This window comes from Endozoicomonas sp. 4G, from assembly GCF_023822025.1.
Taxonomy (GTDB): domain Bacteria; phylum Pseudomonadota; class Gammaproteobacteria; order Pseudomonadales; family Endozoicomonadaceae; genus Endozoicomonas_A.
In genome coordinates this window covers 5,961,543-5,974,071 of sequence record NZ_CP082909.1, presented here as the reverse complement: position 1 = coordinate 5,974,071, position 12,529 = coordinate 5,961,543, and the positions used below count along the sequence as shown (strand labels likewise).

The 12,529-nt window shown below is 49.2% G+C and carries 9 protein-coding genes; 8 read left to right on the top strand and 1 reads right to left on the bottom strand.

What is annotated here, in order from left to right:
* Position 1 precedes the first annotated feature (1 nt).
* From K7B67_RS23710 to K7B67_RS23675, 8 genes are all read left to right on the top strand, one after another.
* Positions 2 to 1,675, top strand: coding sequence for a dipeptide ABC transporter ATP-binding protein (locus K7B67_RS23710; RefSeq protein WP_252178309.1), 1,674 nt, complete (start codon positions 2 to 4; stop codon positions 1,673 to 1,675).
* Between the two features lie 137 nt (positions 1,676 to 1,812).
* Positions 1,813 to 3,219: a helix-turn-helix domain-containing protein gene (locus K7B67_RS23705; RefSeq protein WP_252178308.1), complete on the top strand. Its 1,407-nt coding sequence runs from the start codon at positions 1,813 to 1,815 to the stop codon at positions 3,217 to 3,219.
* 448 nt (positions 3,220 to 3,667) lie between these two features.
* A complete protein-coding gene (locus tag K7B67_RS23700) occupies positions 3,668 to 6,850 on the top strand; it encodes a DEAD/DEAH box helicase (protein ID WP_252178307.1) in 3,183 nt (1,060 codons plus the stop codon).
* Positions 6,851 to 6,934: 84 nt separating this feature from the next.
* Complete coding sequence (locus tag K7B67_RS23695) at positions 6,935 to 7,948, top strand: ATP-binding protein (protein ID WP_252178306.1); 1,014 nt, start codon at positions 6,935 to 6,937, stop codon at positions 7,946 to 7,948.
* The gene (locus K7B67_RS23690; protein WP_252178305.1) at positions 7,948 to 8,469 is read left to right on the top strand and encodes a hypothetical protein; all 522 of its coding nucleotides are present in this window, start codon (positions 7,948 to 7,950) and stop codon (positions 8,467 to 8,469) included. The genes K7B67_RS23695 and K7B67_RS23690 overlap by 1 nt, the downstream gene beginning before the upstream one ends.
* A 97-nt stretch (positions 8,470 to 8,566) precedes the next feature.
* Positions 8,567 to 9,751 (top strand): AAA family ATPase, encoded by a 1,185-nt coding sequence (locus tag K7B67_RS23685; protein ID WP_252178304.1) that lies wholly within the window; start codon positions 8,567 to 8,569, stop codon positions 9,749 to 9,751.
* Positions 9,751 to 10,323, top strand: a complete 573-nt coding sequence (locus tag K7B67_RS23680; RefSeq protein WP_252178303.1) for a DUF4276 family protein — start codon at positions 9,751 to 9,753, stop codon at positions 10,321 to 10,323. The genes K7B67_RS23685 and K7B67_RS23680 overlap by 1 nt, the downstream gene beginning before the upstream one ends.
* A gap of 69 nt (positions 10,324 to 10,392) precedes the next feature.
* Positions 10,393 to 10,806 carry a hypothetical protein gene (locus tag K7B67_RS23675; protein ID WP_252178302.1) on the top strand — a complete coding sequence of 138 codons (414 nt, stop codon included), beginning with the start codon at positions 10,393 to 10,395 and terminating at the stop codon, positions 10,804 to 10,806.
* A gap of 24 nt (positions 10,807 to 10,830) precedes the next feature.
* Here K7B67_RS23675 and K7B67_RS23670 read toward each other — a convergent pair whose 3' ends face one another.
* Positions 10,831 to 12,522 carry a ShlB/FhaC/HecB family hemolysin secretion/activation protein gene (locus K7B67_RS23670; protein WP_252178301.1) on the bottom strand — a complete coding sequence of 564 codons (1,692 nt, stop codon included), beginning with the start codon at positions 12,520 to 12,522 and terminating at the stop codon, positions 10,831 to 10,833.
* Between the last annotated feature and the right edge of the window lie 7 nt (positions 12,523 to 12,529).

Here is a 12,529-nt window from a genome sequence, read left to right as displayed (position 1 = left end):
GATGAGCATTGCAGAAGCCGTAAAGACTGAGGCCAAAGCTGTTGAGAACACAGCGGTTGAGAACAAAACGATTAAAAGCAAGGAAACCGCCCTTCAGGTATCCAACCTTAACGTGGTTCTTAGACATGAACCCGATACCCAAATCCTGAAAGACGTCAGTTTTCAGCTAAACAAGGGTGAAGTCTTTGCCCTGGTAGGCGAGTCAGGCAGTGGCAAGTCCATGACATCATTGTCGATCATGCGCCTGTTACCCGATGCCCTGAAAATTACTCGTGGCAACATCCAGCTGAATCATACCAACCTGTTTGCCCTGACTGAGCAGGAGATGGGCGCCGTTCGTGGTAAAAAGATTGCCATGATTTTTCAGGATGCCCTGACCTCCCTGAATCCGGTTCAAAAAGTCGGTGACCAGATTGCCGAAACCCTGAAGATCCATACCGATCTGACAGGTGACGCCATCAGAAAACGCACCATCCAGCTGTTTGAAGAAGTGGGCCTTCCTGACCCGGACAAGCGGGTCGACTGGTATCCCCACCAAATGTCCGGAGGCCAACAGCAGCGCGTTATGATTGCCATGGCCCTGGCCTGTGAGCCGGATATTCTGCTGGCGGATGAACCCACCACTGCCCTGGATGTCACCATTCAGAAGCAGATTCTTGAGCTGGTGAAGCAGTTGACCATTAGCCATGACCTGGCGGTATTGTTGATTACCCACGATATGGGCGTGGTTCGTGAAACCGCTGACCGCGTGGGCGTGATGTATCAGGGTGAAATCATTGAAGAAGGCAGCTGCGATAACTTCTTCAAGAATCCTCGTGAAGAATACAGTCGTCGTCTGATCAACAGTCTGCCGGACATGGACGCCTATCGTCCTCAAATACGTCCGACGCCTTTGTTGAAGGTGGAAAATCTGGAAGTTCACTTCCCGATTCGTAAAGGCATCCTCCAGAGAGTCCATGATTACACCAAAGCCGTTAATGGCATCAGCTTCTCCATCGCTAAAGGTGAAACGCTGGCCCTGGTCGGTGAGTCAGGCTGCGGCAAATCCACCACGGGCCGAGCCATTCTTAACCTGGAAAAAGCCACCGGTGGAGAGATCTGGTACAACAACCAGAAAGTGAACGCTTTCTCCCGCAAGGAAATGTTGCCCCTTCGCAAAAAGATTCAGGTCATTTTCCAAAGCCCTTATTCTTCCATGAACCCACGGATGACCGTGGGTGACATTATCGAAGAAGGTATGGTCAGCCTGCAGATGGGCCTGAGCAAAGCAGAAAGGGAACAACGGGTTGAGTCGCTTCTCAAGAGGGTTCAGCTGGAACCGGAGCATCGCTATCGCTATCCCCACGAGTTCTCGGGAGGGCAGCGCCAGCGTATCGCCATCGCCCGGGCACTGGCGGTGGAGCCTGACCTGATCATTTGTGATGAACCCACCAGCGCACTGGATGTCTCGATACGGGCAGAAGTCATGGATCTGTTGCTGGAATTGCAAAGGGAGCTGAAAGTCTCTTATCTGTTTATTACTCACGACCTCTCAATCATTCCTCACCTGGCCCACCGGGTTGCGGTGATGCAGGGAGGTAAGATTGTTGAACAGGGTCATACCGAAGAAGTATTGAACCGACCTCAGCATGAGTACACTCGTAAGCTGCTCAGTGCGGTTCCGAGCGTGCATTAATAAAAGGCTGAAAGGCTGACTTTCATGTACGATCTCTGCCGGGCTGTTTGGTTAAAACAGTCCGGCTTTTTATGTGACACCTCATTGGATACAATTATCATCTTCTAAAACGTAAAGCGGTTAAGGGAAAATAGGTTATGAGATCTGAACACCCTTTATTGGATGAAATCCAACAGGGTGAAAGTAAAACCCTCGAATTCAAAAGTCAGCTGCCAAGCTACGATCAACTGGCAAAAACCATGATTGCCTTTGCCAACTCTGGTGGCGGCAAGCTGGTTATTGGCGTCGACGACAAACGCCAGCTAAAAGGCCTGGGCGATAGCGATGTGTTCGAACTGATGGACCAAATCAGCTCAACACTTTATGACTCCATCGCTCCGGCACTGCTTCCAGAAACCTATGTGAAAAATATACAAGGTACAGAGTTGCTGGTTATTGGCGTTTTAAGAGGCTCTCTGCTCCCTTATTACCTGAAAAAGAAAGGCAAAGAAAAAGGTTGCTATGTACGTGTTGGAGCCACTAACCGCATCGCCAGTGCTGAACAATTGGCTGAACTGGAGAGACAACGGTTTCACCGTTCATTTGATGAGCAGGCCAATTTCGAAGTTTCACTGGACGATCTGGATCTTTCGCCCCTGAAGCAGCGTTTTCAGGCTCTGGGCAAAACATTGAACCAGCAACAGCTTGAGAACCTGAAACTGGTGTGTTCTGAACAAGGCTCTCTTTACCCAACCCATGGACTGCTTATACTTCTGGGTTACTACGAACACTGTGAAATCAAATGCAGCCGCTTCAAAGGGAATACTATGTCCGTTTTTCTGGACAAGAAAGAGTATCGGGGAGATCTGTTTTCTCAGCTTGAACAAGCGGAGCTGTTTATTAAAAACCACCTGCACCTGAAAGCGGACATTGACCAGTTGCAAAGAAAGGACAGTTACGAAATCCCTTTCGCCGCCATTCGGGAAGTACTGGTAAATGCTTTGGTTCACCGTGATTACAGCAATTTCGGTCGAGATATAAAACTGGGCATTTATGATGATGCCTTGAACATTGTATCACCCGGCGGCCTGCCCAATGGCCTGACCGCGGATGATATTCAGAAAGGCCGTTCTGAAGTGCGCAACCGTGTGATAGCCCGTGTTTTTAAAACTTTGAATTATATCGAACAGTGGGGCAGTGGCATTCAGCGGATACAGAATGCCTGTCAGGATGAGCAACTACCCGCACCCAAACTGTCTGAAACCGGCGATTTTATTGACTGGGAGCTCTATCGTCCTCTGAAAAACCAGGTTCGGGAGCCTGCTCCGACACCTGAAATGTCGGAGAAAATGTCGGAGAAAATGTCGGAGAAAATGTCGGAGAAAATGTCGGAGAAAATACTCCGTATGCTGGCAGAAAATCCCAAGATGACCATTGCAGAGATGGCTCAGGCAACGGGGACTTCTACCCGTACCATCGAGCGGAACATCAAAAAATTGCAGGATGCCGGGCAATTAAAACGTATTGGAGCGGATAAAGGTGGGTATTGGCAGGTTCAGGGATAAGACACCACACAAAACAGAACCCAAACTTATCCGTTCCCCCCAAAGACTGCTATCATCATTTATTTGTATCTCCTGCTGTTCAGACCCTATGCACTCACTCAATCTCGACTTCATTGACCTCTTCACAAAACAAACAGCTCAAGAAGGGCTCGATTACTTCCGTCTAAATAAAGTTATTTCACTTGAGCTGGATGACGACTTTGGCCTTCTCAGTGGCCAGGTCAGAGGGTCGGAGGGTCGAGTCTATCAGGTCGATATTGGACTGAACCCCCATCCTGATGACCCAGATGAAGATCCTATATCATGTGAATGCTCCTGCCCCATGGTGTTAAATTGCAAACATGTCTGCGCTCTTCTGCTCAAGGCAGAACAATCTTTTGGTGCGGACCGGATCAACCAATTACTTGAGATAGGGAATAGGTATAGAAGTGAGTTAGCGCTGAGGGAAATGATTACGGAGCTGGCTCAATCGTTCACCTCTGAAGAAGACCTTCAGATTCTGGAAGAGTTGAAAGCTCAATTAGAGCAGAACCTTCCGGATATTCTCAATGAGGGAGGACTTCACCTTTCTTCTGCTGAAGAGTCCCGACTGGAAATCAACAGAAACCAATGGCTCAAACAACTCAAGACCCCCAGCAAACCGGAACCAGAGCCATCACACGCCGAGCAACCCTCAACAAACCGATCCGCCACAAACTGTCTGGTTTATTTTTTAGAGCTTGATCAATATCAGGAAAGTCACTCTTTCTCAGTCAGACTTTACCTTTCACGCTACCTGAAAAGAGGCGGATTTGGTAAACCCAGTATTTACAATGGTGCTCACCAGTGCATTCAGTATAACAACTGGCCTCTGGGCATCAGCGAAAGTGACAAAAAAATAATCAAGACCGCTTGGGTTAACGGTTCTATTAATTACTATGACAGTAAATTTAGTCTGGAAGGTGAAACGGGTTTTGAGCTGCTGAACAGCATCATCAAAACCGGTCGCTGTCTGGTTGACCTTGAAAAACGTATCCCCGTAGAACTGGCAGGCCCACTGCGAGGCAGGGTTCAATGGGAAGCCAATGAACGGGGATTGCAACAACCGATCCTGTTAGATGAGCAGGATCATCGCCTTAATCTTCTGACTACCCAGCCACCTTGCTATCTGAAACTGTTTGAACACAAAGCCGAGTGTGGCGAGCTAACCCATGTTCCTGACGGAGCTTTTCTGCAAATCCTGCTGGATGCCCCACCGCTGGATAACCAGAACGTGGAAAAAGCCGCAAAGATTCTTTCAAACCTGTTTACCGATCCTGAAAACCAGGGTATTACACTCCCTAAAAAAATCTCTGCACTGATTGTCAAACCAAAGCCGGTTCTCAAGCTGGACGGTATTCCATGGACCGGGGAGTCTGGCACTCCACGAAAAACCCGCAGCCTGACTGAAACACTATTGGCCCGTGGACAACTGTCGTTTTCCTATGAGGGTAATGAGGTTGCTTACGCCAGTGTGCTGGATACGCTTCCCTCGCAACATGATGAGCACACCGTTATTCCCCGCCAGCGCAAAACTGAAGAGACCTTCGAAAAACAGCTTCCCCATGAGTTACAACCCTCTTATCGAAAGAAGGTCATCACTGAGCAGCTTATGGATCATGATCTGGTGATGGGCCCTCCTGGCCTGCAAAGCCAAAAGCTCTGGCTGGCGTTCATGAATCAGACACTGCCAGAACTGGAAGCCAACGGTTGGCAGATTGAAATAGACGAAAGTTTTCCCTTTCAGCTCGCTGCCCTTTCTGAAGATGACTGGTATGCAGACCTTGAAGAATCAGAAACCGACTGGTTCAACCTGCAAATGGGCTTTAGCATTGATGGTAAATCAATAGACCTGCTGCCACTGCTGGCCAGGCAACTGGATGCACTGCCCGACCGGGAACAATTGCAGTCCATGGAGAAAAATGCACCGGTGCCTGTTCAGATACCGGGAGGGCAGTTCATCAACATGCCTGCTGAACGCCTGAGCCTGATTCTGGGAATCATGTTGGAGCTCTTCGGTGATCGCCCATTAAACGACTATCGCCTTCAAACCCACCATGCCGAGATTTGGGAAGAACTTCATAATGGCCTTGACCTGCCCTGGTCAGGTGGCGAAAAACTGCTGCAACTGAGTAAAAAGCTGAAGCAATTCAAAAAACTGAAAAAAGTCAAAGCGGCTAAACAGCTGAACGCAGAACTGAGACCCTACCAGCAGCAGGGACTCTCCTGGCTTCAGTTTCTGAGAGAATACGGCCTTAATGGCATTCTGGCAGACGACATGGGCCTGGGTAAAACCTTGCAAACACTGGCTCATTTGCAGTTGGAAAAACAACGACTGACCCGTTCAAAAAACCAAAAACCCAGCCTGGTGGTCTGCCCTACCAGCTTGCTTCATAACTGGGCACGGGAAGCGCAAAGGTTTACACCAGACCTGAAAGTCCAGATTTACCACGGAGCCCGCAGAGAAAGCGATGCTATCCAACACGCCGACCTGGTTCTCACCAGCTATGGGGTCGTACAGAGAGATTATCAAAGTTTGTCAGACGCTTCCTTCCACCTGCTGGCACTGGACGAAGCACAAGCGGTTAAAAACCCCAACTCCAAAAGTGCCAAAGCCGTACGATGCCTGCAAGCCAGTCACAAAGTGTGCCTGACCGGAACCCCTATGGAGAATCATTTAGGCGAGCTCTGGTCTCTGTTCGACTTTTTGATGCCCGGCTTTCTCGGCGCTCGGGATCAATTTACCCGCTTCTACCGTACACCCATCGAAAAACACAACCGACAAGAACAATCCAAACGACTGCAAAAGCGTATTGCCCCTTTCATGCTGCGCAGGAACAAGGCACTGGTGGCTAAAGAGCTGCCGCCAAAAACCGAAATACTTCGGACCACCGAGCTGTCCGGCCCCCAGAGGGATCTTTATGAAACCATCCGGGCCAGTATGGAAGCCAGGGTAAAGGCCGAAATCGAAAAGAAAGGACTGGCCCGCTCACAGATTGTGATACTGGATGCGTTGTTAAAGATGCGTCAGGCTTGCTGTGACCCATCGCTGGTAAAACTGGAACAGGCAGAAAGCATTAAAAACTCGGCAAAACTTGACCTGCTCATGACCCTGGTAGAACCCATGGTGGAGGAAGGCCGGAAAATTCTGATTTTCTCGCAATTCACCAGTATGCTGTCGCTTATTGAGGCACGCCTGAATACCGCAGGTATTCAATGGGTCAAACTGACAGGAGAGACCCGTAACCGCAAAAAGCCGGTGCAGAACTTTCAGGAAGGGAGGGTGCCGGTATTCCTGATCAGCCTGAAAGCCGGAGGCACCGGTCTCAATCTCACAGCCGCCGATACGGTTATTCACTACGACCTCTGGTGGAACCCTGCAGTGGAAGAACAGGCCAGTGATCGTGCCCACCGAATTGGTCAGGATAAACCGGTCTTTGTCTACAAGCTGGTAACGGAAGGAACTGTCGAAGAAAAAATCCAGGCACTGAAGGAAAAGAAACAGGCCATCGCAGACTCGCTTTATGGTGACGCTCAACGCAAGAAGAAACAAACGCTCACCGCTGAAGACTTGCAGGTATTGTTTGAACCTTTGACAGCCTCTCCGACGTAAAGAGGTCATATTCTGATTTCAAAACTCAGCTCCTCGCCCATAAAAGAGTGATATGCTGGACGCAACAACCAAAGAGACGGTTTAATGATTCAACAGTTTGACTTTCAACATTTTGGCCCACTGGAGCAGCTGTCAGCCCAAAACCTCGGTAAAATAAATCTGATTATCGGCGCTAACAGCACTGGCAAAACCTTTTTGCTCAAGGCGCTATACAGCATTATCAGGACGCAGGAGGAGTTTGGCAGAGGCGATGAGCGCCGGGATTTTGCTGAAGTCTTGAGCGATAAACTTTACTGGACTTATCAAGCCCGGCTGGGTGATCTGGTCAGCAAGGGCAAGAACAGACGTCTCAAAGCCTCTGTCACCATGGATAATAATTGCAGTGTGGCGTTTGAACTGGGTCAGGACACCATCAAAAAAGTTACACCCCTGCATAACAACCTGCCAGCTCGTGATGCCAACTCCATTTTTCTCCCACCCAAAGAGGTACTGTCCCTTGGCAAAGTCATTCTGAAATCCAGAATGCAGGACAGAGAGTTTGGCTACGACGATACCTACCTTGATCTGGTTGTTGCTCTGCAAAAGCAGGGTCAAAAAGAAAGAAGCTTCACGGCATTCAAACATTCTCAGGAACATCTGGAAGATATGTTCGAAGGGCGGATTGAATACGACGAAAAGGCCGAAAACTGGATTTACAAAAAAGGAAACAGCAAGTTCTCGATTCACATGACCGCTGAAGGCGTGAAAAAAATTGGTATTCTCGATACGCTTCTGAGTAACCGGACGCTTTCGCCTCAATCTGTTATTTTCATAGATGAGCCGGAATCAGCACTGCATCCAACAGCCATCTCCCAGTTGATGGATATTATCCGTATTCTTGCAGATAACGGCATCCAGTTCTTCATTGCCAGCCACTCTTATTTTGTAATCAAGAAACTGTTCCTTATCGCTCTGGATACAGGCTGGGAATTGCCGGTTCTCCATCATAAAGACAATCACTGGCATTTTGATGACTTGAAAGAAGGCATGCCTGATAACGGTATCATTAACGAGTCAATTCATTTGTATGAGCAAGAGATAGGGTTGGCTTTGGACTGATGACTATAACCATTGACGAGTTTGATATGCAGTTCGGGCCTTTTGGTAAGAATGATGTTCTACGGATTGAAATCTGTGACAGCTATAAGGATATTCGAAAGGGGGTAACCATTGCAGAATTTATCCTATCCCGCCCGACCGTTAAAAGCCCTAACCGATTATGGATTGTAGAGGCAAAATCCAGTTCTCCCCGGCCTCTTCCCAAGCCAAAGTTTGATCAGTTTATTGGAGACATTTGCGAAAAATTCATTAACTCAATGAATTTATTTCTGGCAGGTGTGCTTGGTCGAAATCCACGGATGCAAGATGAAATCCCAACGGGTATGAGTCATATTTCTGCGTCAAATGCTGATTTAATATTCGTTTTAGTAATAAAAGGCCATCAAACTGATTGGCTACCACCGCTACGAGATGCCCTGAAAGCCAAACTTGAGCCCTTAATCAAGACTTGGAAACTGAGCCCGAGTTGTGTTGCCGTTATGAATGAGACTATTGCCCGCCAAAAAGGGTTGATCACCTGACTGCGAGGCTTTGCTGATGTACGGTACACTCACCCTCTCTCAACGCAAAACTGCCGAAAAGTGATAGGCTAGAAACACCAGTTACAGGAGCACCTTAATGAAGCTTGAGTCCCTGACCATTAATAATTACCGGGTCTTTCAGAATGTGCAGCTAAAGCAGATGCCCGGCCTGTGCGTCTTTGTAGGAGCCAATGGCAGTGGCAAAAGTACTCTGTTTGACGTATTCAGTTTTCTCAAAGATGCGCTGGCGGGCAATGTGCGAACCGCCCTGCAAAAACGTGGTGGTTTTCGGGAGGTCGTCACACGGGGCAGTGAAGACAAGCCGATTGAAATCGGTTTACAGTTTCGTCTGCCGATCAGTAGCGTTGAACGGTTGGTCACCTATCGGCTGGAAATACGGTTGCAGCAAAATCGCCCTGTGATCAGCCGCGAGTCATTAAGTTACAAACGAGGCAGCCATGGCTCCCCGTTCCATTTTCTGGATTTTCGTAATGGTGCCGGATACGCCATTTTAAATGAAGAAGATTTTAATAAAGCAGGCTCTGAGCTGGAACGTGAAGAGCAAACACTGGACAGTCCGGATATTCTCGCCGTTAAAGGACTGGGACAGTTCCAGCGGTTTAAGGCTGCCAGTGCTTTTCGCCAATTGATTGAAAACTGGCACTTATCTGACTTTCATATCAGCGATGCTCGAAGTGTAAGAGATGCCGGGTATGGAGAACACTTGTCCTCACAAGGGGGCAATATGGCGCTGGTTGCCCAGTTTCTTTATGAGCAGCATCCCGAAGTGTTTGCGCTGGTGCTGGATAAAATGAAACAGCGGGTGCCGGGTATTAAAAGCGTAAAAGCAGTAGAAACCGATGACGGTCGAATTCTTCTGAAGTTTCAGGATGGCAGCTTTAAAGACCCATTTGTGGCTCGATACGTTTCCGACGGCACTATAAAAATGTTTGCTTACCTTTTGCTTTTGCACGATCCATCTCCCCATCCTCTGCTGTGTGTTGAAGAACCGGAAAATCAACTTTACCCCAGCCTGATGCTGGAGTTGGCTGAAGAATTCCGCAGTTACTCCAATCGAGGGGGGCAGGTGATGGTCTCTACCCATTCACCGGATATGCTGAACAATATCGAACTGGGTGAGATTTTCTGGCTGAAAAAAAAGGACGGTGTCACCACCATTGAGCGGGCAGCAGATAATGAGCTGATAAAAAGTCTGGTCAACGGTGGAGATTTACCGGGTGCACTGTGGAAACAGGGACTCTTTGAGGGAGTCAACCCCTGATGGTGCAACTGGTGTTTTTACTGGAAGAGTCGTCGGCCAAGGTGTTGTTTGAGAACCTGCTGCCTCGGGTGTTGCCACCGGATGTCTCGTTTCGATGCATTCCCCATGAAGGTAAGCAGGATCTGGAAAAGTCGATCCCTGTTAAGCTCAAGAGCTGGACTGTGCCAGATACCTGGTTTGTCGTAGTGCGGGATAAAGATCAGGAAGATTGTGTGCGCCTGAAGACGCGGCTACAGAAACTGTGTGAAGAGAGTCATCGCCCCGACACACTGGTGCGTATTGCTATTCATGAACTGGAGAGCTGGTTTCTGGGCGATCTTGCCGCAGTGGGTCAGGCATTTAACCAGCCAAAATTAGCCAGTAAACAGGGCAGTAAAAAGTTCCGTAACCCTGACGCCCTTGCTAATGCCCAGCAGGAATTAAAGAAGCTGGTAAAAGGTTATCAAAAAGTAGCTGGAGCCAAGGCTATTGCTCCACACCTTAACTTGTCAGACAACCGCTCTGTGAGTTTTCAACAGCTGCTTAACGGCTTGGATGCCTTTCTTGAGAAAATTCAGGCTGGCCGATCATAAATTTAAATACCAATCAGACTAAACCGCATATACATCCATTTAACTGCACAGGCTATGGCGGAAGATACGATGTTAGAACGGATTTCCGAAGGAGTGGAGCTGGAAAGATCCCTGCCTGAAGGCGAAGGGTCCGGACCTCACCCCGAAAGGTCCGGACCTCAACCCGAAAGGTCCGGACCTTTAACGCCAAGCTCCGGACCTTTAGAGAACGAGCTTTCGATTCTGGCAGAACCTGTCTCTTCAAAAAAGCGATCCCCCAGCGAAGAGGTGCGCCAGGCCATCCTTAACTTGTGTGCCCTGCAAACATTACAACTTGAAGAACTGGAAAAACTGCTGAATCGAAGTGGCGAGTCTCTGCGCAAAAAACACCTGCAACCATTGATTAAAGAGCAAAAACTCAGGCTGATGTACCCCACCAGGCTCAATCACCCTCAGCAGGCGTATATTACCGTTGGGTCAGTGGTCGATAAGGAGTACAAATAATCGCTGAAGATCAACTGTTACAGATCACTCCCAACCGGTCAGGCTAAGCCGAACATAAACCCGAAAATCATTCCCTGAGACACCCACCGGCTCAAGTGTCTGAGCAGCGGCGACTTCCAGAGCACCCCATCTGGCAGAGACTTTTGTCCCCAGTCCGGCAGAAGTGAGCTTTGCATGGAAACCCGGCATCCTCGTCTCGCCATGATCAAGAAAAACAAAGGGTTCGATGCTGCTTTGTCGGTAGAACAAGCCAGAGTAGTGCAGCTCGGTCTGCTGGCGCCAGCCTTTGTCGCCGGTAACAACACTGTTGTTATACCCCCGAATGCTGTACAGCCCGCCAAGAGCAAAGCCAAGACTCGAAGGCAGGCCGGCTTTACTGGCCCATTGGGCTTCCCATGTGGACAGCACATAAAGTGGCGATTCAAAGTTATAAACCATTGTCAGTCGTGGGCTCAACAGACTCAGGTAGCTCTCATCATCATTGAGAATCGACTTACTGCGAACTTTGCTGAACGTCACTCGGCCATTGACCTGCCAGTTATCCCCCAGCAGATTCAATTCCTGCCCGAACTGCAATTGATCGTTGCGATAATCCGACAAAGGTTCATCGGCCACAGCGTTTTCCGAGCGGGTACTGCTGGCAGAAAAAAGCAGGTTCTGCCAGCCATTAATATCTGACCAGAGCAGGTGACTGGCATCCAGGGTGTAACGTGTTGTGTCACCGATCACGTCGACATCCAGTGTCGTCAGTTCCAGCTCGCTGTCGGTGTACTGAAAACTGCCTCCCAGCCGCCAGCCGTCTTCGCCCACCACCCGGTTATAACTGGCACTGAACGACTTTAGCCCATTAGATGCCAGACCGTAGCCCAGCAATTTGTCGCCGTGGCTGAGCACCGACGTTTTCTGGTAGAGCAGGCTTAACTGCTCTTCTCCGGCGCTTTCAGTGCCGTGGTTATCAAAATAAAGCGATGCGCCTTCTTCCGATTGAGGAATCTGCACAACCACATCCGTCAGCCCAAACGCCTGCCCGGCCTTCAGCTCGGACTGCAACCTCTGGCCGTGAACCCGGTTATAGAACAGGATATCCCGCTCCAGGGCTTCAACGTCGATGGAGTCTTTCTGCCAGTCGGTATTGATCCACTTCTGAACATACTCCCTGTCACCTTCTGCCACTTCGCCAGCAAGAACCAGTTCACCAAAGCGACCTTCCACCAGCCTGATGCTGACCAGTCCATTCTCTATCTTCTGCTCTGGAAATACGGCGGTGGCTGTGTAAATTCCCTTGCTCCGGTAGAGTTGTTTAACGGCTCCAAGAAGGGTTTGCAGATCCTGGTAATTGACTTCTTTACCCAACCAGGGCGCTGCCAGCGACTGCAATTCCTCACGGGACAGGTGTCTGGATTCCGTGAAGCGAATGCCCTGTAGAAGAAGCACTGGACCACCGGCTTCCTCGGCCACTTCCGGCTCCTGCTCCTTCTTCACAGCGGGTATCTCTTTCTTCAGTTCAGGTTCTAACAGGTGCTCTTTCTGCTTTTCAATCTCTCTGCTGAGGGTTCCCGAAGGGTCTGGCATGGGTGGCTGTGTGGCCAGAGCGACGGGGGATTGCAGCCAGAGGCTGCATAAAGCCAGCCCGGCTGCATTTAATGAGAAATGGAATTGAGTGAAAAGCTGTTTTCTACAGGTATTATTTTTTTTGTTATATACGTCCAAGTACATTTACTCC